Source organism: Jeotgalibacillus marinus, from assembly GCF_040801915.1.
GTDB lineage: Bacteria > Bacillota > Bacilli > Bacillales > Jeotgalibacillaceae > Jeotgalibacillus > Jeotgalibacillus marinus.
Window position 1 is genome coordinate 165,036 of the sequence record NZ_JBFMIA010000003.1, and the last position, 25,564, is coordinate 190,599.

Here is a 25,564-nt window from a genome sequence, read left to right on the forward strand (position 1 = left end):
ACTCCTTTACTGTTGTTCTTTGTTTAGTGCGTCAACGATCATTGTTGCAACACGTTGTTCTGCCATACTATTCGCTTGTTTGATCGCATTATATATAGCATTTGCATTAGATGAACCATGTGCTTTTATGACTGGTGCGCTTAATCCGAATAGAGCAGCACCACCGTATTCTGTGTAATCCATTTTACTTTTTAAAGCACGCAGATCGTTTTGAACAAGTCCAGCTGCAATTTTCGCCTTTAACGATGAAGTAAATGTTTCTTTTAATATTCCAAAAAGAGCTTGAGCTGTTCCCTCAATGGACTTAAGGACCATATTCCCCGTAAATCCATCTGTCACTACAACATCTGCCACACCGTTAAGAAGGTCTCTTGATTCAACATTCCCAATAAAATTAAGGTCAGCTTCTTTTAACAGATCATACGTTTCTTTTGTCAGTTCATTTCCTTTTTTCTCTTCGGTCCCTATATTTAAAAGACCGACAGTTGGCTGAGCGGTTCCTCGTACCTTTTCAGCATAGATACTACCCATCACAGCGTATTGAAGAAGATGCTCAGGTTTTGCGTCTGCGTTAGCACCTAAATCAAGCATCACAAAGCCTTTTCCATCCATTGTTGGAAGCGTAGGGGCTAGCGCTGGTCGTTCGATGCCTTTAATGCGTCCTACTACAAATAACCCTGCAGCCATAAGTGCACCTGTATTCCCTGCAGACACACAAGCATCTGCATGACCATCTTTTACAGACTGGGCCATTAACACCATGGAAGCTTCTTTTTTCCTCCGTACTGCACGTACTGGTTCATCTGTACTTAAAATCATTTCTGTTGTATGTATAATCTCAACATTTTGCCCGTTCGTTAAAAATGGGCGGATTTTCTCTTCGTCTCCAAATAGTTGGATCGTCACAGAAGGGAATTCTTTGATTACCTTCATCGCTCCAAGTACAATTTCTTTCGGGGCGTGGTCGCCTCCCATTGCATCTACTGCAATTTTCACGTTAGATCCCCCCTTCAACCTGAGTTGTTGAACGATACATGTCAAACTCGCCTCTAAATACAAGCATTTGTCCCACATAGGATCGTACTTCTACTGTCGTTCTACGATCATCTTTACGTCTCACCTTAGCCTTTGCTATAACGCGTTCACCTATTTGTACTGGCTTATTAAAATGTAACTGCGCACTAGCTGTTAAAGCAAGTTCATCATCAATTAACGCAACTGCAAGAGAATTGGCTTGTGCAAACAAATGGTGTCCTCTCGTAATTTGGTTGCGTTGAAAGACGTGCTCTTCCTTTACATCAAAAATGGAGATCGCATTTTCGTCCAACTCTATATCAATAATTTCACCTATCACTTCGCCAATTGGCAACGACCTAACTTCATCTTCAAAGGTTTGTTCTGCGACATTTTTAATCCGTTCGCGCAGTTCTGGGATGGACAGCTCCATGCGATCAAGTCTGATCGTCTGAACACTTACGTTGAACCTTTTTGCCAAATCATCATCGGTTACAAATGGATTGTCCGCAATAGTAAGTTGCAACTTATCTTGACGTTCTTTTTTTGATATCTTCATTTCCACACCGCCCGCTACTAGCACTAGGTACTAATAGGAGTATATAAATAAAAGAGACAGAATGCAACTGCATTCTGTCTCTTTTATTTTTGATAGGTATAAACCGCCTAATCGGTGGTTGTTTATCCATTTCTTCAAAGACAGTTTGGTGATGTAAATTCGAAGAACTATTCCCCAGATAAAGTAGATTTTATTTTTAATCTAGCTTACTTCCACCCAAGACACCTTCGTTTACAAGATGAATACGCAGTGGTTCAAAGCGATCTTCTGTCCAAAATTCTGGTCGTTCGATCAATTGATGAGCATCATCCCTTGCCACTTCTAGCGCGCGGTAATCGTGGACCATATCTGCCACTCGAAATTCTGGCAACCCGCTTTGTTTACGTCCAAAAAAGTCACCCGGACCACGAAGTTCTAAATCTTTTTCACTTAACACAAAACCATCATTCGTTTCGGTCATAATTTTCATACGTTCTTTACCAACTTCATTTTTAGGATCTGCAAGTAAAATGCAATACGATTGGTCACTTCCTCGACCTACACGCCCTCTTAACTGATGTAGCTGCGACAAACCAAAACGTTCTGCATCATAAATGACCATGAGCGAAGCATTTGGCACGTTCACTCCGACTTCAACTACGGTTGTTGAAACAAGTATCTGGAGTTCATTTTCACTAAACGATTTCATCACTTCTTCTTTATCATCTGAATGAAGTCTCCCATGCATCAATCCGACTTTGTATCTGCCAAAGAAATATTGCTCAAGCTGCATATGAACATCAATCGCGTTTTGAACATCAAGTTTGTCTGATTCTTCAATTAGTGGACAGATAACATATGTTTGTCTTCCTTGTTTAAGTTCTTTTTCCATAAAAACTAAGATGCGATCAAGCATGTTTTCTTTGGCCCAATACGTTTCAATTGGTTTTCTACCAGCTGGCATTTCGTCAATGATCGAAACGTCCATTTCTCCAAAAACCGTGATTGCAAGCGTTCGAGGAATCGGAGTCGCAGTCATAAAGAGAACATCAGGATTTTCCCCTTTTTCTCGCAACACTCTTCTTTGATTGACGCCAAAGCGGTGTTGCTCATCTGTAATAACAAGACCGAGGCGTTTAAAATCGACTTCACCTTGAATAAGTGCATGCGTCCCAATCAAAATATCGATTTCACCAGCAGCAAGCTTTTGGAGAAGCAATGCTCGTTTTTTTCCTTTCACAGAACTTGTTAGAAGCGCAACAGTTACTCCGATCGGAGAAAATAATTCATTCAATGACTCAGCATGTTGTTCCGCTAAAATTTCTGTTGGCACCATAAGCGCACCTTGAAAGCCGGCTGTAATTGCACCAAATAATGCGATTGCTGCAACAACTGTTTTACCCGATCCAACATCCCCTTGTAGGAGACGGTTCATACGATGAGGAGATTTCATATCTAGAAAAATTTCATTCATCACACGCTGCTGTGCATTCGTTAATGGGAATGGAAGGCTATCAATAAACGCAGTCACGTCCTCTTCCACATATTGAATCGATACACCATGAGATTGCTCACGTTCAAATTTTCGTAACGCCTGCATTTTCAATTGAAAATAAAAAAATTCTTCATACACAAACCTTCGTCTAGCTTGTTTCATGTCTTCAAGACTTTTCGGAAAATGCATGGTGTACAAGCCGTCCTGTCGGTTCATTAGGCGATATTGTTCCCTAAGTTCTACTGGTAGGGAGTCAATAATTGCTCCTGTACATCGATCTAACCCCTGCTGGATCAATTTTTTTAACGTGCGATTCGTCATCGCCCCCCTCAAAGGATAAACAGGCGTAAATTCTTCGGCGTCTTGCTTGGAACCTAGTTTATACGTTTGAGCTGTGATCATTTGGCGATGACGATCCCATTTGCCTGTGACCGTAATGCTATCATTTAAGTTTAATTTCTTTTTTAAGTAAGGTTGATTAAAAAATGTGACTTTCACACTGTGCGGTCCTGCAAGCAGGCGAACCGACAAACGCGATTTCCTTTTGCCAAAAAATTGCAAAGCGGGTTCACTATGAACTCGCCCTTCTACAGTCACACGTTCTTCATGAGCCGCTTCTGTTAAATCTTTCACTCTAAAATCATCATACCGATAAGGCAAATAATTGATTAAGTCACCGATCGTTACAATCCCCATGTCAACGAGTTGCTGTGCTGTCTCTTCCCCAACGCCATTGAGCGACGTGACAGATTGATTTAGTGGCGAGTGATCATTTTTTATCAAGTGCGAATCCAAATATCTTCGCCTCCAACTCACGTCCGGTTGGCGTTGCTGCTAAACCACCTTGAGCCGTCTCTCTCAAAGCTACCGGCATTGTTTGACCGATTTTATACATCGCATCAATGACTTCATCACATGGAATACGGCTTGTCACACCTGCAAGTGCCATATCAGCTGCCACCACCGCATTTGCTGCTCCCATTGCATTACGTTTAACACAAGGTACTTCTACTAAACCAGCAACTGGATCACAAACAAGTCCTAGCATATTCTTCAACGTGATCGCCATTGCTTCGGCGCATTGTGCTGGTGTTCCGCCAGCCATCTCTACAATTGCTGCAGCAGCCATCCCAGCAGCAGATCCTACTTCCGCTTGACAACCTCCAGCAGCACCTGAAATGGATGCATTATTAGCTACTACAAAGCCAAACGCTCCAGAAGTGAAAAGAAAATGAATTTTTTCATCACGAGTTGGATTTAATTTATTTTGAACTGCAAAAAGTGTACCCGGCACAACTCCTGCTGAACCAGCTGTTGGTGTAGCACAAATTGTTCCCATTGCTGCATTCACTTCATTTGTAGCTACTGCTTTACTTACCGCATCAAGTAATAAATCACCTGATAACGAACGACCTGTTTCCATGTATTTTTGAAGAAGTACAGCGTCTCCACCTGTTAGTCCAGAGTGTGACTGGACTCCTTTAAGACCCCTTTCTACTGCTTCTTCCATCACTACAAGATTACGTTCCATTTGCGCGAGCACTTCTTCGTGTGAACGTTTAGTGATTGTCATCTCTTGTTCAATCATTACATCTGATATTTTTTTATTTTGTGTTTCAGCAAGTTCTACTAGTTCTGCTACATTACGAAACATATTCTATCCTCCTTTAAATAACTAATGAAAGCGCCGCCATACTCATAGACGGTAAATATCAATCAGCGATTCTTGATACTTGAGTCACCTCAGGAAGAAGCTTTAATTCAGCAATAACTTCTTCATCGACCGTTTGATCTACTTCTATTGTCATCAAAGCCATCTGACCGATATCTTTTCTCGAAACGTCCATATGTCCAATGTTTATTTCATGGCGTGCTAGAAGATTTGACACCACTGCAATCGCACCAAAACGGTCATCGTGAACAACTAAGATGGCTGGGTGATGTCCCGTTAACTTAAGCTCAAAACCATTAAGCTCAATAATTTCGATTTTCCCGCCACCGATTGAAATTCCAACTAGCTCCATTTCACCCTCGTCATCTCCAACAATGATACGAGCTGTATTTGGGTGATCTGTTACCGCATCTCCTTCACGAATACGAATGCGCATCTTTTTTTCTTTTGCATGATCAAACGCGTTAATAATTCTCTCATCATCTGTTTCAAAATTCATAAGTCCACCGATCATAGCAACGTCCGTTCCATGCCCTTTATACGTTTTTGCAAATGACCCATAAAAAGAGATCGTTATCCATTTTGGTTCACGACCAAATAATTCTCTAGCCATTTTGCCAATTTTCGCAGCACCAGCTGTATGAGAAGAGGATGGACCAATCATTACAGGTCCAATAATATCAAAAACAGTTTTATACTTCACCTTGGCTCCCTCCTTATAAAGAATAAATTTTTATAGAGAAAAAGAAGGGCGTTCACCCTTCTATTTTCTCTATTCTTCAGCACAATTTCAATCATATGCCTTATTCAATTGCGAAAATATACGAATAAAGTGGCTGCTTACCATTATGAACTTCAATCTCAACTTCACTAAATTCTTTTTCAATGAAAGATTGGATCTCTTTCACTTCATTAGCAGATGTCTCTTCCCCATGTAAGATTGTCAAAATTTCTGATTCATCATCAATCATATGTGTAAGAAGGTTTTTCGCTGCAACAATACGGTTCTTATCACTTACAATGATTTCGCCCTCAGCTATTCCCATATGATCGTCTTTTTGGATTGCCACTCCATCAATTGATGTGTCACGGACTGCAAACGTAATTTGACCTGTTTTCACACCGCTCAATGCTTCTTTCATGCATTGGAAATTATCCTGAAGATCTGCCGTTGGGTTAAATGCCAAAATAGCTGACATGCCTTGTGGCACCGTTTTTGACGGTACAACTACAGCTTCCATGTCGACAACCTCAGCAGCTTGTTGGGCGGCCATGGTAATGTTTTTGTTGTTTGGTAGAATGATGACTTTTTCCGCATTTGCTTCTTCAATCGCTCTCACGATATCTTCTGTACTTGGATTCATTGTCTGACCACCTTCAATCACATCGGTTGCACCAATACTCTTGAATAATTCAGCAATCCCTTCACCCATTGACACAGTAATAATCGCATACGGTTTTTTCTCTTTAGCTACATGATTTTTTTCTGGCGCTCGATGATCAGCTCCTACGATCTCCGAATGCTGTTCTCGCATGTTTTCAATTTTAATTTTAATGAGGCTACCGTAACGTTGTCCAAGAGAAAGTGCTTCACCTGGTTGTTCAGTATGGATATGCACTTTTGCCATTTCCTCATCAGAAATAACGAGCAAGGAATCGCCAAGTACGCTCAACTCATTTCTAAAATCAGTTTCGTCAAACTGAGACGCGTTTTCTAAACCGACCATAAATTCTGTGCAATAACCAAATTCGATGTCATCGGTGTTCATAAATCCTTGTACACCAATGTGATGTTCTGCACTCACGAGGTCTTCCATTGATGGGGACACAGGCGAATCAGAGATTTTTTCTCCTTTAAGCTCTGCTAAAAAGCCTTCATATACGTAAACAAGTCCTTGTCCACCACTATCAACGACTCCAACCTCTTTTAAAACAGGTAAAAGGTCCGGTGTACGTTTAAGTGAAGCTTTTGCTTCTTTTATAATTTCCTCCATCAGTACGACAAAGTCCTTCTCGTTTTTTGCTACGTCTACTGCTTTTTTAGCAGCATCTTTTGCAACAGTTAGAATCGTGCCTTCAACAGGTTTCATTACTGCATTATAGGCAGAGTCCACTCCTGCTTCTAGTGCTTGAGCAAATTCAGCTGCAGTAAGCACACTTTTAGACTCAATGGTCTTACCAAAACCTCTGAAAAGCTGAGATAAAATAACGCCAGAGTTTCCGCGCGCACCCATTAGCAACCCTTTAGATAGCGCTGCTGAAACTTTCCCTAAATGATCTTGTAGGTGTGCTTTAACTTCTTTTGATCCAGAAGTCATTGATAAATTCATGTTCGTTCCTGTATCACCATCCGGCACAGGAAACACGTTTAAAGCATCCACCGTCTCGGCATTATTGGACAAGTTCGTTGCCCCTTGTAAGACCATTTCGGCGAATTTCCTACCATTTAATTCTGTCATTGACACAAATCTTTCCTCCTCATTACGAGTTCGTTACACGAACTCCCTGAACATATATATTAATGGACTCCACAGATAGCCCGACAGTTTTGTCCAATGTATATTTTACGGTTGATTGTACGTTGTGAGCTACTTCAGAAATTTTTGTTCCATAGCTGACAACAATGTACATGTCGATCAATACTTTATCACCTTCTTGACGCACTCTAACACCGCGCGTGAAGTTTTCTCGACGCAAAATATCAGTTAGACCGTCTCTGATTTGGTGCTTGGACGCCATCCCAACAATCCCATAACATTCGATCGCTGCCCCACCAGCTACCATTGCGATTACTTCGTTCGAAATATCGATTTGTCCAAACTTTGTAGTTAATTCAATAGACATGCATTGCTCCCCCTTTGGATACTGTCTTGGCTAAAGCCATTTTACTATACTATCAATGGTTTTAAAAGCTAAACCAAGAAACACATCGGAAACCTAATATGTAAAGCAAAAAACCTTGATATGGTTACGAAATATGATTGCATATTAAATTTAGGTGTGGTAAATTAGTTAAGGTGTGATTGACTAAGTGAAAGATTGAAACAGATTGTTTTCAGCTTCATTTGTGAGGAGGGGAATTAAATGGCTAAACAATGTGTTGTAACTGGTCGTAAGACTCGTTCAGGCAACGCTCGCTCCCACGCTATGAACGCTAATAAGCGTACATGGGGCGCTAACCTTCAAAAAGTTCGTATTCTTGTTGACGGTAAGCCTAAGCGCGTATGGGTTTCTGCAAGAGCGTTGAAATCCGGTAAAGTAGAACGCGTATAATAATAGTTTTAACATAATAAGAAGGGGAGCTGACATAATGTCAGCTCCCCTTCTTATTATGTTATGCCTGTTTCTTAAAAGCTCCGAGCATCGCTTTCACAATTCCACCGAGCACTCTAGGTAATTTAATGGAATAAAATCTCAAGTGGACTCCCTCCATTCCGACAAATGATGAATAGTCAATTGTCCTTACTTCTTACCATCATAAGTATGCCTGCGCTGAAAGAAATAGACGCAATTGGATAGATAATTTCATTGCTAATTGTTAATGTACTTCCAAAAAACAAATCTTTGTTGTTTAAAGGATACTTTACGCCATCAAGCGATAGCTTTTCCACACATGGTGTTAACGGAATAAACGAAACATACGGAAACTGTAGATCTTTTTTTGCTTCCCATTCCCCTGCATCCAAACATCGTATTCGGTTTTGCTCATCCATGATTTCTACCTCATGTATACTCGATAAAACTTGCTTTGATGCAAGCAGTTGAACATTGCCAAAAAAATGATCCAGCCGGCCTCCAGTAGCACCAACCATTCGAATCGGCTGCTGTTGATCCAAAGCCCAGTCTAAAGCCATTTCCATATCCGTTTGATCCTTATCCGGGCTAGCTTTTTCAATATACTTAACGGATCTCTTTATTGCAGTTAACTCTTCTTCTGTAACAGAATCAAAATCACCGAACGCTCTGTCCACAATAAGATCAGCATCCATTATGGACTTTGTTCCGCGGTCAACACCAATCCACGTTACATCATCCTTGTCTAGCTTTTTTAACCACTCTACATTCAGTGCCCCTCCACCGACTAAATAAATCAAACAATCCACATCCTTACTGTTATATTCTATCCATCTGAGCTTTAGAGTCCAACTCTTAGATAAAGATAATCTCTTTATAATAGAAAGGGCTTCACCTGTTTATAACAAGTGAAGCACTCTATTATTCAGTAATACTTGACCGGATTAGCTTGATCGCAGCTGATCTGTCTTGTTTTCCAAACACGGCTGACCCCGCTACTAAAACTTCTGCTCCAGCTTCAACACAGAGGTTAGCCGTTTTATCACTTACACCACCATCAACCTCAATTTCAAAATCCAACTTAGTTTGATGTTTAATCTCTTTTAATTCTTCTATTTTACTAACAGTAGATGAGATAAATGATTGACCGCCAAACCCAGGATTAACTGTCATCACAAGCACTAAATCAACATCTTGAAGCACATGTTTAATCGCTTCTATAGGTGTATGAGGATTCAGTACCACGCCTGCTTTTACACCAAACGAATGAATTAGTTGAATCGTTCGATGTAGATGTTTTGTTGCTTCCACATGCACAGACAAAATATCTGCTCCTGCATTCGCAAATTGTTCGATGTATCGTTCAGGTTGCTCAATCATTAAATGCACATCAAGTACTAAGGAAGTAATGGGGCGAATGGCTTCAATGACAAGAGGACCCATTGTAATGTTCGGAACAAATTGACCGTCCATAACGTCGATATGAATATAATCGGCATCAGCTTTTTCAACCTCGCGTACTTCATCGCCAAGTTTTGAAAAATCAGCTGATAATATAGAAGGAGCTAGCTTTACCATGTTAATACCTCGGCTTTCTTGATTTTATTTCGTCATAGAACTGTTGGTAATGTTTATAGCGGTAGGCTGGAATATCTTCGCTCTCAACAGCCAATTTAACACCGCATTTTGGCTCATTCATATGGAGACAACCTCGGAATTTACAATTCTCTCCATAGTGAACCATTTCAGGAAAGCAAGAAGGTAACTCGTCCAACTCAAGTTCGCTAAATTCTAATGCACTAAAACCAGGGGTATCAGCCACCAAACCAGAGCCAATTGAAAGTAGCTCAACATGACGCGTCGTATGCTTTCCTCGACCTAGAGAAGAAGAGATTTGATCTGTTCTTAGCTCTAAATCAGGTCTTAGTGCGTTTAATATAGATGATTTCCCAACGCCAGACTGACCTGCGAAAACAGTAATCTTCTCTTCTAAATGTGGGGTCAAAGTTGCCATCCCATCATCCCAAATGGCAGAAGAACGGAGCACCGTATAACCTATTTTTTCATATTGTTTGGCAAGTTGTTCAATTTTTTTTGTTTGTTCATCCGTCAACAAATCCATTTTTGAAATGCAAATTAACGGATCGATGTGGTGACTTTCCACAAGAATTAAAAAACGATCGAGAAGGGATGTACTAAAATCCGGCTCAATCGCTGAAAATACAAGCACTGCTTGATCAACGTTTGCGATTGGTGGACGGGTTAGTTCATTTTTACGTTCGTCAATATCTAATAAGTATCCTTCTCCATCATTTTCCGCTTGATATTCTACATAATCACCAACAAGAGGAGTTATTTTCTTTTTACGAAATAATCCCCTTCCTCGGCATCGAATGACTCGGTCTTTATCTTTTACATAATAAAAACCACTCAGCGCTTTCATGATTTTACCTTCGGGCATCCGCTCTCTCCTTTTTATATTTATTGGATTTCATCATACTCAATTACTTTCTCGAAAATCGTTTCTCCATCACGTTCAACACGGTATCCACCTGTTTGACCCGGCTCGATTACAAGACTAATGTTTCTCTCTTCCGTTTCAGTGATCGTGAACTCATCAAAAGGGATTGTCATGTCCCGATTACGGTCTTTTATGAAAATCCGGATCGTTTGAGGATCTCCTGGTACTTCAGGAGGGTCTACCCCTTCTTCTGGCGGTGATTCTACTTCAGTTTCTTTGTACTCAATGGTAAGCGTTTCATTTAATTCCTTCGGTTGAGGTGGTTCTTCACCATCTGATTCGATAACATTAATCACATCTCCTTTTGGTATTTTTGTCCCTTCTGTTGGATCCTGCTGCATGACCGTTCCTGCAGGATATTTATCAGAATATCTATTCCTTGTGACATTTACTTCAAGACCTGATCGTTTTTCAAAATCCGTTATTTCACTGCGTGTCATACCAAGTAAATCTTCAACCGTTGCCATTTCTTCCCCTTGGCTTATTGTTAATTGCAACGTTGTTTCACTCGGAATAACCTCTTCACCCTCTTTTGGTGTTTGGTCTAAAATCTCGCCTTCAGGTGAAGAGTCAAATACGTACTCTTCTTCCACATCTAAAAACTCAATATCATCCAGTAATTGTTTTACCTGTGCAATCGTTCGTCCTGTATAGTCACCCAATTCAATGGTCGCTTTTCCGCTACTCACGAAGACATCGACTTTAGATCCTAGCTCAATACTACGTGTAGCTTTTGGGTCTGTTCGTAAGACTTCATCTTCAGGAATATCTTCCTTGGGTTCATACGTTACTTCTCCAAGTACTAATCCTTGTTCTTCTAAAATGTCCTCTGCATCCTGTAGCGATTCTCCCACAATATCCGGAACTGCTACTTTTGAAGATCCAAACATCCCAAAAGCAGCCATAATCACTGTACTAATTAAGAGAATGAGAAGAACAGCACCTAAGATCCATGGCCATTTTTTCTTTTTCTTCTTGTTTTTCTTGTCCTTCTTGTTCTTCTTTTTTGGATTAGCTTTAGCATTTGTTTGTTCTTCCCGCTTACTGACATTATCACTTCGAACTTTTGTATCCGCTAAATTAGAAAGCTTACGCTCTTCTCGGATAACTGGGATCACTCTTGTAGTATCGTTGTCAGGTTCGATTACAAATTTTTGTTCATTCATTCGGTCTTCGTTCAAAACCGTTTTCAGATCTTCCTGCATTTCTTCAGCAGATGAATAGCGATAAAAAGCATCTTTCGTTGTTGCTTTTAAGATGACATTTTCAACACTTTGTGGTAAATTCGTACTCCATTTTGATGGTGCAGGGATGTCTGATTGTAAATGTTTTAGTGCGATCGATACAGCGGATTCTCCTTCAAACGGTAATCTTCCAGTAATCAACTCAAACATGACGATTCCAAGAGAGTAAATATCCGATTTTTTGGTCGTAACCCCACCTCTTGCTTGTTCCGGTGACAGATAATGTACTGTACCCATCACAGAGTTTGTTTGAGTGATGGATGTAGCACTTAAAGCCATTGCAATTCCAAAATCAGTTATTTTAATATTCCCTTCAAGATCAATTAAAATATTTTGTGGTTTTATATCTCGATGGATAATTCCGTTATGATGGGCGTGAGAAATAGCAGATGTAAGTTGAGACATGATGTTAATTGCATCATCGAGCGGTACAGGTGAATGATACTGTATATATTCTTTTAACGTCATCCCCTCTACATATTCCATCACTAAATAGTGGTCATTACCCTCATCACCAACGTCGTACATGGTAACAATGTTTGGATGCGTTAAGCTTGTAGCAGATTGAGCTTCACGTTGAAAACGTCTTAGCAAATCGTTTTCATTCACATAGTCAAGACGTAGTACTTTTACAGCGACATCTCGATCTAAAATCATGTCATGAGCAAGATACACATTGGCCATTCCGCCGCCACCAATGGTCCGAAGAATTCGATAACGACCGTTTAATCGTTTTCCGATCATCATTCGACTCCCTCACTTTCCACGATGAGATCAAATTCAACTAGCGCAATTGTGATATTGTCTTCTCCCCCATGCTCATTAGCAACATCGACAAGATGCCTTGCACGTTGGTCTAATGACGAAACATCACTCATTACTATTTCAGTCATCAAACGCTCATCTATTTTGTTAGTCAATCCATCTGAGCAAAGTAAAATAATGTTGCGATCCTCAATTGTAATCGTATAAATATTCGGCTTTATTTGCCCTTTTGAACCAAGTGATTTTAATAAAAGATTTTTTTTAGGATGATGTTCAGCATCCTCTTTTGAAATTTCTCCAGATTGAACAAGCGCATTGACAAACGAATGATCCTCCGTTATCTGTCTTATTCGATCCTCAAAAAATATGTATCCTCTGCTGTCTCCAACATTTCCAAGTGTAATGAACTCCTGGGTGCAAATAGCAACAACGATGGTTGTCCCCATCCCCTCATAATCTTTATGTTGCTCTGCATGTTCATAAATTTCTGTATTAATCTTTTCAATACTGGATAATAACCACTTTTCAGCGTCTATTGGGCGTGATAACTCAGGAACATTTAGCCATAAATCTTGCATTTTTTCTACAGCCATTGTGCTCGCAACATCTCCAGCACTATGACCGCCCATCCCATCAGCAACAACAACTAAGTAGTAACCATGAGGATGCAGAAAAATTCCACCCGCATCTTCGTTTACCCGACGAACCTTCCCTTGATCGCTTATAAAAGCAACTCGCACTAACGTCACCTCATTCCTTCTTGACACTCCTTGCCACCAAGCACCACAAGCAGTATCCATATTTGATACTTGTTCACGATTAACCGTTACATTGATTCATTTTTTCTATTTTACACATTAAAATTCTTGTTTTATAAAACAGGCAATGAAAAAGCCATCTCCACCAAAGTCTTGTGGGAATACTTGTAGCATTTGATTCTTTAAGAGTGGTTGGATGGAATCAGGTAAAGATTCAGCCGTCACGAGTTTCATTTGTTGATTATTCTCCAAAAACTGCGCGACGGTTTGATGATTTTCCACGTGATCAACCGTACAAGTACTATAAACAAGTGTCCCTCCTACTTTAACCATTTCTACTGCAGAATCTAGTAATGATGATTGAATGGACGTTAAAGATGTTAGATCTTGCTCTTTCTTTGCATATTTAATATCAGGTTTTCTTCTTAAGACACCTAATCCACTACATGGTGCATCCACAAGTACACGATCAAACGACTCTATTTGAAATTGTTCTTTTACCTTTCTACCATCTAATGCGTAACCTTCAATTGCGGTAATCGCTAACCTTGCGGCATTTTCCTGTATAAGCTTTATTTTATGTGGATGAAGATCGACTGCAACTACTTGACCTTCATTGTTCATTTTTTCTGCGATATGCGTCGTTTTTCCTCCAGGTGCAGCACAAAGATCTAGCACTTTTTCACCCGGCTTTGGATTTAAAGCATTAGCCACTAGCATAGAGCTCTCGTCTTGAATCGTTAAGAATCCCTCTTTAAATGCATTGGTATGAGCGATATTCCCACGCTTAATATAAAGCCCTTCAGAAATAAATTTACTTTTCTCAGCATCGACACCTTCATCTTTAAGCATTTGAAGAGCTTCTTCTCTAGTAGTTAATATCGTGTTTACTCTTGCTGTTTGAACAGGCGGTGTCAAGTTCGTTTCACACATTTCTCGCGTTTTCTCATCACCGAATTGTTCTGACCACCTTTTCACCAGCCAATACGGATGACTCGTTTCGATCGATAATCGTTCGATAGGATCCTTGATAAGATCCAAAGAAGGTAATCCTTGTCGTTGAACAGACCTTAAAATTCCATTCACTAGTCCAGCAATTCCTTTATGGCCTTTTTTCTTAGCTATTTCAACAGCTTCATGAATGGCTGCACGTTCCGGAACTCGATCTAAATAAACCATTTGATATAAACTCATACGCAATAAATTTCGCACCCAATTTTCAACCTTCTTTTTAATAAATGGCTGTAGATAAAAATCAAGTGTTAATTTTCGCTGGATCGTTCCATAAGTCAATTCAGTCAATAGCCCAACATCAGGGCCCTTTATCGAAAACTTTTTAACTGCATGATTTAACAGTAAGTTACTATACGATTGATTTTTATCAATTTGTTCTAATATATGAAGCGCTGCTTCCCTAGCGGACGTATTACTCATTAAAAGAACCAATCCTTTCTCCAACAGCTAAGTCAGCTCCTGCTCCTCTGAGAAAATCAGATGCTAGCATTTTCTTTTTACCGAATGGTTGGAGTTCGACGATTAGCAGAGCAGTTGAATCTCCAGTTGCAACAATTGGACCACGGTCTGACTTATCTAGTATAACACCTGGCTCCTTCTTATGTTTTACTTCTACTTTTTCCGCTTTTAAAATTTTCATTGTCTTGTCACGATAAGTTGTGTACGCAACTGGCCAAGGATATAACCCACGTATTTGATTATAAATAGCTTTACCTGGAAGACTCCAATCAATCAACTCTTCTTCACGTTTGATATTCCAAGCGAATGTTGCTCTTGAATGGTCTTGTGGAATTCGTTTTACTGTTTGATTGATCAGAGATGGCAAGGTCTCTGATAGGAGTTTTGCTCCCGTTTCACTTAATTTATCATGAAGTGTTCCCACGTTATCTACATCGGTGATTTCAACCTTTTGTTGACTAATAACATCACCTGCATCAAGCTTTTCAGCCATGTACATAATGGAAATACCTGTCTCTGGTTTACCTTGGATAATCGCATGATGGATCGGTGCACCACCTCTTAACTCAGGCAACAGAGATGCGTGAACATTGATGCACCCAAGTTTCGGTATATCAAGCAAATCTTTAGGTAATAGCTGACCAAATGCAGCTGTTACGATCAGATCTGGCTTAAGTTCTTTTATTTCTTCTAGTTCCTCTGATCCTTTAAGCTTTTCGGGTTGAATCACTCGAATTCCTTGTACAACTGCTTCAACTTTTACAGGTGGTGGAGTGAGCGTACGTTTTCTGCCGACAGGGCGGTCAGGTTGTGTAACCACTGCGATGACTTCATAGCCATCACGGATGATTTGTTGAAGAACAGGTACAGAGAATAACGGTGTTCCCATAAAAATCACTTTTGTCATCTTTCACCATACCCTTCTAACTCTTCTTCTTTTACAAAGCGAGTTACTTTTGCAGTAAATAGTACACCATGTAAATGATCCACCTCATGCTGAATCGCACGTGCTAAATAGTCATCAGCTTCAAGCTCAAACCATTTTCCATTACGATCTTGTGCTTTAAGAACGATCATTTCTGGACGTTCGACTTCACCATAGATACCAGGAAAACTAAGACATCCTTCAACATCTGTTGCTGAACCTTTTTTTCGTGTCAGCGAAGGGTTTATCATTTCTAGCGTCCCCTCGTCATCGTCTAAATCAACAATGGCAACCCGCTCACATATACCTACTTGAGGTGCTGCAATCCCTACACCATCTCTTTCGACCATCGTCTCAAACATATTATCCAAAAGTGTGTGCAGTTTTTCATTAAACTCTGTAACAGTACTACATTCTTTTTCCAAACGTTCGTCTGGATGTTTAACAATTTCTAAAATAGCCAAAATCTCGTCCTCCTTGATGCCACTTACATCATCATATATGGTTGTACATCTATTTGAATGGTGATTGAATCTTTCTTACTGGATTGATAATCATTCAAAATCGACTTTAATAAGGGTTTCAAACCTTGTTCTTGTTTGTATTTTATCAAACATTGGTAGCGATATCTATTTTGTATTCGAGCAATTGGAGAGGCAACAGGTCCTAAAATAATCACTTGACTAGATAGCTTTTGTTTAATTAAAGATGTTATTTCTTCACACACAGCCACAACCTTTAACACATTCTCATGGCTTAGTGTAATGAGAGCCATATAATAAAATGGTGGGTATTGTCCCGTTTTCCTCATAATCATTTCGTGTTTATAAAACGCTTCAAACTCCTGAGATTTCGCCAAATCAATTGAGTAATGTTCTGGGGTATACGTTTGAATGATCACTTCTCCCTCTTTATCGTGTCTTCCTGCTCGACCACTTACTTGTGTCAACAACTGGAATGTCTTCTCTGCAGAGCGAAAATCAGGCAAATGGAGCATTGTATCTGCACTTAACACACCCACTAAAGTGATATTCGGAAAATCTAAACCTTTTGCGATCATTTGAGTCCCAAGCAAAATATCGGCTTGCCCTTCACCAAACGCAGCGAGCAATTTTTCATGAGAACCTTTTCGAGACGTCGTATCAACATCCATCCTAATTACTCTTGCTTGTGGCAATAGTGTTGCCAATTCTTCCTCCACTTTTTGTGTTCCTGTTCCAAAATAGCGAATATGCTCACTATGGCATTCTGGACATATGACAGGGACACGGTCTTGATGGCCGCAATAATGACATTTCATTTGCTCAGAATGCCGATGATACGTCATTGATACTTCACAATATGGACATTGCATAACATAACCACAATCACGACACATAATAAAGGATGAATGGCCTCGTTTATTTAAAAAAAGGACCGTCTGTTCATTTTTTTCAAGACGAAGTTGGAGCTGCTCAAGGAGGTCCCTAGAAAACATCGAACGGTTTCCTTTTCTCAACTCTTCTCGCATATCAACAATCGATACGTGAGGCATGGCTTGGTCATTCATCCTTTTTGACAAAGTCAATAAATAATAAAGACCTTTTTGAGCACGTGCAAATGTTTCAAGTGAAGGTGTTGCACTCCCTAAAATGACAGGGCACCCATGCCGCTTCGCTCGTTCAATCGCCACATCTCTTGCATGATAACGTGGTGTATCTTCTTGTTTATAGCTCGTTTCATGTTCTTCATCAATAATAATGACACCTAAGCGTTCAAATGGAGAAAATATGGCTGAACGAGCACCGACAACTACATTAACTTCTTTTCGATGGATCTTTCTCCATTCATCATACTTTTCACCTACAGATAATCCACTGTGCATAACCGCTACTTGATCACCAAAACGCCCTTTAAACCGTTCGACCATTTGTGGGGTAAGGGATATTTCTGGTACAAGCATGATCGCTTGTCTGTCTTGCTGTAATACTTTATCGATTGTTTGTAGATACACTTCTGTTTTCCCGCTACCAGTTACGCCATGGAGAAGAAAGGTTTCATGGGAATAGTCATCCACTTTATCTAAAATTGGGTCGATCGCTTGTTGTTGTTCATCCGTTAAACGAAAAGATTTTGTTCGCTTAAACTCTCGATGCTCAAATGGATCGCGATAAACCTCTTTTTGCGATTCTTCTAAAAAACCACGGTCAATCATTGTTCGAATGGTTGCGCTCGTTGCACCCGTTTCTTCTTTAACAATTTTCACCGGGAGAGGGGTATTCTCTGATTGTAAAAACATGTGAAGTACTTTCTTTTGTTTTTCTGATCGAGCGGACATCGATTGGATTACTTCAATTGCATGATCACAAGATAATGCAAGTGATATAATCCTTTCTTTCTTTTTCTTTGCTTTGCTTTTTACTTCATAGCGTAACTCCATTTCCCCTGAGGTGACTAGCGTTTGAAGGTCACGCAGAAGATTATTTTCCGTTCCTTTTTTCCACGTCAGTTGCCCATTTCGATCCATATGTTCAATGATTGTTTGAGGCAAATCGTCAATAGGAACAAGTGCGTCAAACACTTTCTCATATTTTGCTTTCATCGCAGCAGGAAGCATCACTTGCATGGCAGAAATTTGATAGCAAAGTGTTTCTTGAGACAACCAAAGGCCTAAAGAGAGCAGTTCTTGGTTTAGTACAGGAACAATGTCGAGCAATTCTTCAATATCTTTTAGCTGCTTAAAAGAAGATTGCTCTGGAAACCCAACGACGAAGCCTTGAATTTTTCTTGGACCAAAAGGCACGACTACTCTCATGCCACGTTGAATCAACCCTTGCATTGATTCGGGAACACGATACTCAAAAGCTCGATCGGTTTGTTTTGCAGGGACGTCAACGATGACTGAAGCAATCATAAAACATCCTGTCCTTGGCCCTCACGATTAACCAACGGAAGGATTTCTTCCAGTAACTCTTCTGCTACTTTTTCTTTTGATAATAAAGTGAGAGCTTTTTTTGTGCCATCACGGTGGTAGAAAGTAACAATGTTTGTATCACCACTAAACCCTGCTCCCTCTTGTTTTATATTATTTGCTACAATAATATCTGCATTTTTTGATTGAAGCTTTTTGATCGCGTGATATTCCACGTCCTGTGTTTCAGCTGCAAAACCAACAAGAACTTGATGATCCTTTTCTTCACCTAGACTTTTTAGGATGTCAATTGTACGTTCAAATTCCATCTTCATCGGTCCTTCTTGTTTCTTCATTTTTTCATCATACTGTACACTTGGGCGATAATCTGCAACAGCTGCACTTTTTATAACCACATCAGCCTCTCGATAGCGCTCAAAAACAGCAATTCTCATTTCTTCGGCAGTATCTACACGAACGATCTCAACATTTTCAGGTGCAGAGAGTGACACGGGACCTGAAATAAGCGTAACGTCTGCTCCCCATTGCGCTGCTTTTTCAGCTATGGCATAACCCATTTTCCCGCTTGAATGGTTCGTAAAAAAACGAACTGGATCTACGTGTTCTCTCGTTGGACCTGCTGTTATAAGGATTTTCTTATTTTTAAGTTTATACATGTGTTGATCAGATAGTTTGTCATGTATGAGTGCAACAATTTTTTCAGGCTCTTCAAGTCTGCCTTTTCCAATATACCCGCATGCTAAAAAGCCTTCTGATGGCTCAATAAAACGATGTCCAAATGCATGCAATGTGTCGATGTTTTTCTTTACTGCAGGATGGTCATACATATGAACATTCATAGCTGGTGCAATCCAGACTGGTGCAGTCGTAGCAAGAAGAGTTGTCGTGACCATATCATCAGCTATGCCATTTGCAAGTTTACCTATTGTATTGGCGGTAGCTGGTGCAACAACAACTAAATCTGCCCAGTCAGCCAAATCAATATGAGCTATTTTAGCTGAATCTTTTTCATCAAATGTATCGAAGTAAACATCATTACGAGACATCGCTTGAAAAGTTAGAGGCGTTACAAATTGCATAGCACTTTTTGTCATGATCACTTTTACATCATAGCCCGCTTGACTTAGCTTACTCGTTAACGCAACAGACTTATAAACCGCTATGCCGCCAGTCACACATAACAAAATCCGTTTTTTCATCATTGAAACCCATCTCCTCTGTCTAACTATCATTCCTATTATTATGAAGGAAATTTGTCGATTTTTCACTTATTTCGAAAAAGAAAAAAACAACCCGAAGGCTGTTATCTTTCATCTTCGTATTCTATTCCTTCAAGCGGCTTCTGCATTAACAGGTGTCCTGCTGCAATTTCTTCTAGCGCTTGTCCAACAAATTTAATTGAATGGTATGAATCAAGTGTGCCTTTTTCACCTTTTTCTTGCATGTTACGTGCACGTTTTGCCGCTACACTTACCAGTGAGTATTTTGAGTCGATGTTTTTTCTTAATGAGTCAGACGATGGATATAACATTTTATTCAACCTCCAGCATTTTTTTATAACGAGCTTCCACTCGATCACGACGCAAATGTTCAGCTAAGACGATTGCATGAATGCGTTCGCAAGCTCTTTCCACTTGGTCATTTTCAACTACATAATCGTAAAGATTCATCATTTCTAATTCTTTCCTTGCGGTTTCTACGCGGTTCGCAATCACTTGAGATGGTTCTGTTCCTCGATGAACTAGACGGTTTTCCAACTCTGATAAACTTGGAGGTGCTAGAAAAATAAATAACCCTTCAGGAAACTTATCTCGAATTTGACGAGCTCCTTGCACTTCAATTTCCAAGAAGACATCTCGCCCATCATTGATTGTCTCTCTAACATAATCAACTGGAGTTCCATAATAGTTCCCCACGTACTCTGCATATTCGAGTAATTTATCTTGTTCAATCAATTTTTCAAACTCTTCTTTCGTCTTAAAGAAGTAGTCAGTCCCGTCAATTTCTCCTTCACGAGAAACTCTTGTTGTCATCGAGATTGAATATTCATACGTTGTATTTGGATGAGAAAATAATTCTTTTCTCACAGTTCCTTTCCCTACCCCAGATGGACCTGACAGAACTATTAACAATCCTTTTTCTTTCATTGTAGTCTACCCTTCTTCCTGACCTTCTTCTTTATCGATAAAGCGGGATGCCACCGTTTCAGGTTGTACGGCAACGAGTATAACATGATCACTATCCATAATCATGACCGCTCTCGTCCTTCTACCATACGTCGCATCAATCAGTGCGCCTCGTTCTCTAGCGTCCTGAATCATTCGCTTGACTGGTGCAGATTCTGGACTAATGATCGTAATAATACGGTTGGCTGATACAATATTACCAAAACCAATGTTAATTAATTTTATAGACACCCATGACACCCCTTTACCATTATCCCTATCACCATTTATTCTATATTTTGAACTTGTTCACGGATTTTTTCTATAATCGACTTCATTTCTACCACATAAGAGACTAGGTTTGCATCATTTCCTTTAGAGCCAATGGTGTTCACTTCGCGATTCATCTCTTGCGTTAGAAAATCTAGTCTTCTGCCAATTGGCTCGTCTTTTTTTAACGCGAGCTCGAATTGCGCAAGATGGCTGTCAAGTCTCGTTAACTCTTCTGTCACATCAGCTTTTTCTGCAAATACTGCAACTTCAGTTAATATGCGACTCTCATCAATCTGACCATCTGCGAAGTCTTTTATTCTTTTTTCCAGTCGTTCACGGTATTTAGTCACAATTGTTGGGCTCACTTGATTGGATTGTGAGAGAATGTGCTTAAATGATTGTAAATGATAAATCAAATCTTTTTCAAGTTCTAATCCTTCATTTTTTCTCATATAATGAAGTTTTACAGCAGCTTGTTCTAGAGCATCGTGAATCAAATCTTGAAGTTCGTCATTGTTTCCTTCTGTTTCTTCAACTGTAAGAATTTCTGAATTTGCTAAAAGATGGTCCAGCGTAATATCTTGATTTATGTGATAACGTTTTTTTGCTTCTTTCGCAAAATCATAATAGGAATCAATCAGCTGCCAATCCACTTTTAGCGACTTACTAATCAATCCCTCACCTGATATCGTGACAAAAACGTCCACTTTACCCCTTTTTATGTAATGACCAATTTTCTTTTTTATCTTGTCTTCAATTTGGGACAGTTGTCTTGGCATGCGAATAAAACACTCCAAGAACCGGTGATTGACCGATTTCATTTCAACTGTAATACGAAAATTTTCTTGTTCGGCCATTCCTCGACCAAAGCCAGTCATACTTGTCACCATTGATCGATCTCACCTACAATCTATAGAATAAAAAAACAATAGATCTTTTGTCCATTGATCATCTCAGTATACCACAAATACTACGTAAATCGTAAAAAAATGATAAGATGATTATGAATGAGTCAAACGATTTTTTGAAATGAGGGAACCACATGTCATTTGATGGGTTATTTACAAGGGCGATGACACATGAATTACACCATACACTAGACGGCGGACGGATTAGTCGTGTACATCAGCCATTTAAAAACGAACTTTTATTTGTGATTCGTGCACGTGGGAAAAATCATAAGCTGTTAATCTCAGCACATCCCACGTATTCTCGTCTTCAATTAACCAGTGAACAATATGAAAACCCTAGTGAAGCTCCGATGTTTTGCATGCTTCTGCGCAAACATTTAGAAGGAGCCATTATTGAATCCATCTACCAAAAAGAGATGGAACGTATTATCGTCATTGAAGTAAAAGGGAGAAATGAAATTGGTGATGTTTCGTATAAACAATTAATTATTGAAGTAATGGGACGCCACTCGAACATTACACTCGTCGATAAAGAAAGAGCAATGATTTTAGATAGCATTAAGCATCTATCACCAGCAGTAAACCGCGCGAGAACAATGATGCCAGGTGCACCATTTGAATGGCCACCTGAGCAGGATAAACTCAATCCTTTTTCTGTTGATCAAAAAATGTTCTTACAACAAATAGATTGGAATAGTGGAAAACTAGATCGTCAGTTAGTGAACCGTTTTGCGGGTCTCTCTCCTTTGTTTGCAAAAGAAGTGATCGTACAAGCGGGCCTTTCTACAAAAGAAGCTTTGTCTACATCGTTTTTTAGTCTTATTGAAGAATTACGAGAACACCGATACGCTCCTTCATTTATGCAACTCGAAGGAAAAGATCACTATTACTTGCTACCTCTTCAGCAGCTTGCTGAAGCCAACGTCACTTCGTATTCAACACTAAGCGAAATGCTTGATCGATATTATTTTGGTAAAGCTGAGCGTGATCGTGTCAAACAGCAAGGACATGATTTAGAACGATTTATCCGAAATGAAAAAGAAAAAAATGAATCAAAGATTAAAAAGCTCGATAAAACACTTCATCAAGCAACAAAAGGGGATGAACTTCAGTTACAAGGGGAACTCTTAACAGCAAATTTATTCGCTGTTAAAAAAGGCATGAAAGAAGTTGAGGTTCAAAATTATTATGATGAAAATAATGCGACCATGACGATTGTGCTAGATCCCAGAAAGACCCCCTCTGAAAATGCACAACGCTATTTTACAAAATATCAAAAGGCAAAAAACGCATTGGTTATTGTTAAACAGCAAATTACAAAAGCGAACGAGGAAATTACGTACTTTGACCAGCTTATACAACAGCTTGAAGCCGCTTCTATCTCTGACATCGCAGAAATTCGAGAAGAGTTAGCTGAAGAAGGCTATATGAAAGCAAAATTTCAAAAGAAAAAGAAAGCAAAGCCAACTAAACCAAAGCTAGAAGAATACGAAGCAACGGATGGCACACTTTTACTTGTCGGTAAAAACAATAAACAAAACGATTACTTAACGAATCGATTGGCTGCCCGCGATGATATTTGGTTGCATACAAAAGATATTCCAGGTTCTCATGTTGTGATAAAGAACCAAGAACCTTCAGAAGAAACCATTTTAGAGGCAGCATCCATTGCAGCTTATTTCAGTAAAGCCCGTGCATCAAGTTCCGTTCCAGTTGATTTTACAAAAGTACGCCATGTGAAGAAACCAAGCGGAGCAAAACCTGGTTATGTGATCTACGATAACCAAGAAACAGTTTATGTCACACCAACAGAAGAATTGATTTTAAAATTGAAGAAATAAGTGTGGGTCTCGTAAACCATTCACTTACCAGCAGAAAAAAGTAAAAATATTGCATGAATTTAAGACGAAATCGCATATGATTTCGTCTTTTTCGCTTTCTTTAAAATTCATATTAAATAGCTCTAATTTGCTTTTATACCTGCGCCACATAGCGAGATGACAATTTTTTCATTCATCATTTGGACCGAATCAGTACGATGAGAAAGATACTTTAGATATCCAGCATATGTTGCTGCTGTCGTTGGCTCTACATAAAGACCTTTGTTTGCAAGTTCTTCCCTTACTTGTTCAATTTTTTGTTCTGGAGCTGTAATGATGGTTCCATCTGTATCTCTGATAGCCTCTAATATTTGACGATGGCGAGCAGGGAATGCAATGGCAATGCCCTCAGCAGAAGTTCCACTATTTATTACAGGCTCGGCTTGTTTCTTCCCTGCATCAAACGCTTGAGCAAGTGGTGCGCATCCCTCTGCCTGAATAGCAATAAAACGAGGTATTTTAGAGATCATACCACATTGTAAGAGCTCTCTGAATCCATAATATGCACCTAATAATAATGTTCCATTTCCTACTGGTATAACAATAGCATCTGGAACATCCCCATTTAACTGTTCCCAAACTTCAAAAGCATAGGTTTTGGTTCCTTGATAAAAAAATGGGTTATACACATGGCTGGCGTAAAAAACTTGTCTTTTTTCTACTTCCTCTATTGCTGCCGCAGCTGTATCTTCCCGGCTTCCAGGTATCTCATGCAAAGTGGCACCATGTGCTTTAATTTGCTTTAATTTTTTAGGTGATGTACTTGCAGGTACATAAATATCACAAGTAATACCTGCTCGACTAGCGTACGCAGCAATCGATGTTCCAGCATTCCCACTACTATCAGCAATGACGTGTGTTACACCAAGCTCTTTTGCTTTGGCAATCAGGACAGCTGCTCCTCTATCCTTAAAGGATAAGGTAGGCATCATGTAATCCATCTTTAACAAAATATGGGGAGAATCAGAATCTAGCGGAATCATAGGTGTATAGCCCTCACCCATCGTTAATTGTTCATAAATAGACGATGAAAAAGGAAGGGCCTCTGTATACCTCCACATCGTTGCAGCACGCTTTTTAATTTCATGTATTGGAAAACTGACTGTATACTCTCCTACGTTAAGAAGCCCACCACATGAACAACGCCATAGTAAAGTACGAGGGTCATATGTTTCTCCGCAATCGGCACATACAAAGTAAATATCCATGATGATACCTTCTTCCTAGTAATATCGTTATCGTGAAGCCTAAGCTATGCAAGTTAAAAAAGTTCATTTACTCAACCTTATTCTCGCCAATGGTTTGCTGAATGAGATTGTGAGTGATTTGCTCTTCCTTTCCAAAATGAAGAAATAGTTAAGTATTGGGTCACAACCTCGCAATTTTTTGGGCGGTTTCATCTGCAAGTGAATATTCATTGATTCATCTCACCATTTCATTAAAACACCTCAAAACGATTATATTATCAATTGATCAAAAATTCTATATTATATAATAATTTTTATAAAGTCTTTGTGAATTGCAATATTACGCCACATGGAGTGTGATCCCCAATTTCTTGATCTTCTTTATTTACGAATCTTATCTTCTTTTAATCAAGCATAATATCTCCTTATACTTCCTCCTCCCAGCTTGCATAGAATTGGTAACTGCCGATGCTATAAAAACAAAGAGAAAATGCCGATAGAAATCGGCATTTTCTCTTTGTTCCATTGTGATAGGAAA

Annotated in this window: 25 protein-coding genes; 2 read left to right on the top strand and 23 right to left on the bottom strand. The window is 39.5% G+C overall.

Features of this window, described 5'->3' with window-relative positions; translation table 11 throughout:
- Positions 1-6: 6 nt before the first annotated feature.
- The 7 genes from plsX to AB1471_RS05970 form a co-directional block, all read right to left on the bottom strand.
- Entirely contained in the window at positions 7-996 is a 990-nt protein-coding gene (plsX, locus tag AB1471_RS05940; protein WP_367778817.1) for a phosphate acyltransferase PlsX, read from the bottom strand.
- A 1-nt stretch (position 997) separates the two neighbouring features.
- Positions 998-1,573 carry a transcription factor FapR gene (gene fapR, locus AB1471_RS05945; protein WP_367778818.1) on the bottom strand — a complete coding sequence of 192 codons (576 nt, stop codon included), beginning with the start codon at positions 1,571-1,573 and terminating at the stop codon, positions 998-1,000.
- A 196-nt stretch (positions 1,574-1,769) separates the two neighbouring features.
- Positions 1,770-3,842: an ATP-dependent DNA helicase RecG gene (recG, locus tag AB1471_RS05950; protein WP_367778819.1), complete on the bottom strand. Its 2,073-nt coding sequence runs from the start codon at positions 3,840-3,842 to the stop codon at positions 1,770-1,772.
- The gene (gene sdaAA / locus AB1471_RS05955) at positions 3,817-4,701 is read right to left on the bottom strand and encodes an L-serine ammonia-lyase, iron-sulfur-dependent, subunit alpha (protein ID WP_367778820.1); all 885 of its coding nucleotides are present in this window, start codon (positions 4,699-4,701) and stop codon (positions 3,817-3,819) included. The genes recG and sdaAA overlap by 26 nt, the downstream gene beginning before the upstream one ends.
- 58 nt (positions 4,702-4,759) lie before the next feature.
- Entirely contained in the window at positions 4,760-5,422 is a 663-nt protein-coding gene (gene sdaAB, locus AB1471_RS05960) for an L-serine ammonia-lyase, iron-sulfur-dependent subunit beta (RefSeq protein WP_367778821.1), read from the bottom strand.
- 100 nt (positions 5,423-5,522) lie between these two features.
- Complete coding sequence (locus AB1471_RS05965) at positions 5,523-7,184, bottom strand: DAK2 domain-containing protein (RefSeq protein WP_367778822.1); 1,662 nt, start codon at positions 7,182-7,184, stop codon at positions 5,523-5,525.
- A gap of 16 nt (positions 7,185-7,200) precedes the next feature.
- Positions 7,201-7,563, bottom strand: a complete 363-nt coding sequence (locus AB1471_RS05970) for an Asp23/Gls24 family envelope stress response protein (protein WP_367778823.1) — start codon at positions 7,561-7,563, stop codon at positions 7,201-7,203.
- Positions 7,564-7,803: 240 nt separating this feature from the next.
- On the opposite strand from AB1471_RS05970, the gene rpmB reads away from it, so the two are divergent.
- A complete protein-coding gene (rpmB, locus tag AB1471_RS05975; protein WP_039808810.1) occupies positions 7,804-7,992 on the top strand; it encodes a 50S ribosomal protein L28 in 189 nt (62 codons plus the stop codon).
- Between the two features lie 61 nt (positions 7,993-8,053).
- On the opposite strand, the gene spoVM is transcribed toward rpmB, so the two are convergent.
- The 15 genes from spoVM to AB1471_RS06050 form a co-directional block, all read right to left on the bottom strand.
- Positions 8,054-8,152, bottom strand: coding sequence for a stage V sporulation protein SpoVM (gene spoVM / locus AB1471_RS05980; RefSeq protein WP_367778824.1), 99 nt, complete (start codon positions 8,150-8,152; stop codon positions 8,054-8,056).
- 19 nt (positions 8,153-8,171) lie between these two features.
- A complete protein-coding gene (locus AB1471_RS05985; RefSeq protein WP_367778825.1) occupies positions 8,172-8,813 on the bottom strand; it encodes a thiamine diphosphokinase in 642 nt (213 codons plus the stop codon).
- A gap of 121 nt (positions 8,814-8,934) precedes the next feature.
- Positions 8,935-9,591 carry a ribulose-phosphate 3-epimerase gene (gene rpe / locus AB1471_RS05990; RefSeq protein ID WP_367778826.1) on the bottom strand — a complete coding sequence of 219 codons (657 nt, stop codon included), beginning with the start codon at positions 9,589-9,591 and terminating at the stop codon, positions 8,935-8,937.
- A 1-nt stretch (position 9,592) separates the two neighbouring features.
- Positions 9,593-10,474, bottom strand: a complete 882-nt coding sequence (gene rsgA, locus AB1471_RS05995) for a ribosome small subunit-dependent GTPase A (RefSeq protein WP_367778827.1) — start codon at positions 10,472-10,474, stop codon at positions 9,593-9,595.
- Between the two features lie 20 nt (positions 10,475-10,494).
- Positions 10,495-12,522 carry a Stk1 family PASTA domain-containing Ser/Thr kinase gene (pknB, locus tag AB1471_RS06000; RefSeq protein WP_367778828.1) on the bottom strand — a complete coding sequence of 676 codons (2,028 nt, stop codon included), beginning with the start codon at positions 12,520-12,522 and terminating at the stop codon, positions 10,495-10,497.
- The gene (locus AB1471_RS06005) at positions 12,522-13,292 is read right to left on the bottom strand and encodes a Stp1/IreP family PP2C-type Ser/Thr phosphatase (protein ID WP_367778829.1); all 771 of its coding nucleotides are present in this window, start codon (positions 13,290-13,292) and stop codon (positions 12,522-12,524) included. Before AB1471_RS06005 ends, pknB begins: the two co-directional genes overlap by 1 nt.
- 108 nt (positions 13,293-13,400) lie before the next feature.
- Positions 13,401-14,735: a 16S rRNA (cytosine(967)-C(5))-methyltransferase RsmB gene (rsmB, locus tag AB1471_RS06010; protein ID WP_367778990.1), complete on the bottom strand. Its 1,335-nt coding sequence runs from the start codon at positions 14,733-14,735 to the stop codon at positions 13,401-13,403.
- Positions 14,728-15,681, bottom strand: a complete 954-nt coding sequence (gene fmt, locus AB1471_RS06015) for a methionyl-tRNA formyltransferase (protein WP_367778830.1) — start codon at positions 15,679-15,681, stop codon at positions 14,728-14,730. Before fmt ends, rsmB begins: the two co-directional genes overlap by 8 nt.
- The gene (gene def, locus AB1471_RS06020; RefSeq protein WP_367778831.1) at positions 15,678-16,163 is read right to left on the bottom strand and encodes a peptide deformylase; all 486 of its coding nucleotides are present in this window, start codon (positions 16,161-16,163) and stop codon (positions 15,678-15,680) included. Before def ends, fmt begins: the two co-directional genes overlap by 4 nt.
- A 23-nt stretch (positions 16,164-16,186) precedes the next feature.
- A complete protein-coding gene (priA, locus tag AB1471_RS06025; protein ID WP_367778832.1) occupies positions 16,187-18,592 on the bottom strand; it encodes a primosomal protein N' in 2,406 nt (801 codons plus the stop codon).
- The gene (coaBC, locus tag AB1471_RS06030; RefSeq protein WP_367778833.1) at positions 18,589-19,812 is read right to left on the bottom strand and encodes a bifunctional phosphopantothenoylcysteine decarboxylase/phosphopantothenate--cysteine ligase CoaBC; all 1,224 of its coding nucleotides are present in this window, start codon (positions 19,810-19,812) and stop codon (positions 18,589-18,591) included. Before coaBC ends, priA begins: the two co-directional genes overlap by 4 nt.
- Positions 19,813-19,913: 101 nt before the next feature.
- Complete coding sequence (rpoZ, locus tag AB1471_RS06035) at positions 19,914-20,141, bottom strand: DNA-directed RNA polymerase subunit omega (RefSeq protein ID WP_367778834.1); 228 nt, start codon at positions 20,139-20,141, stop codon at positions 19,914-19,916.
- A gap of 1 nt (position 20,142) precedes the next feature.
- On the bottom strand, positions 20,143-20,757 hold the full coding sequence (gmk, locus tag AB1471_RS06040; RefSeq protein WP_367778835.1) for a guanylate kinase: 615 nt from the start codon (positions 20,755-20,757) through the stop codon (positions 20,143-20,145).
- 6 nt (positions 20,758-20,763) lie between these two features.
- Complete coding sequence (gene remA / locus AB1471_RS06045) at positions 20,764-21,027, bottom strand: extracellular matrix/biofilm regulator RemA (RefSeq protein ID WP_367778836.1); 264 nt, start codon at positions 21,025-21,027, stop codon at positions 20,764-20,766.
- 35 nt (positions 21,028-21,062) lie between these two features.
- A complete protein-coding gene (locus AB1471_RS06050; RefSeq protein WP_367778837.1) occupies positions 21,063-21,938 on the bottom strand; it encodes a YicC/YloC family endoribonuclease in 876 nt (291 codons plus the stop codon).
- A gap of 152 nt (positions 21,939-22,090) precedes the next feature.
- Here AB1471_RS06050 and AB1471_RS06055 point away from each other — a divergent pair, with 152 nt between their 5' ends.
- A complete protein-coding gene (locus AB1471_RS06055) occupies positions 22,091-23,800 on the top strand; it encodes an Rqc2 family fibronectin-binding protein (RefSeq protein ID WP_367778838.1) in 1,710 nt (569 codons plus the stop codon).
- A gap of 122 nt (positions 23,801-23,922) precedes the next feature.
- On the opposite strand, the gene AB1471_RS06060 is transcribed toward AB1471_RS06055, so the two are convergent.
- On the bottom strand, positions 23,923-25,047 hold the full coding sequence (locus AB1471_RS06060; protein WP_367778839.1) for a threonine synthase: 1,125 nt from the start codon (positions 25,045-25,047) through the stop codon (positions 23,923-23,925).
- Between the last annotated feature and the right edge of the window lie 517 nt (positions 25,048-25,564).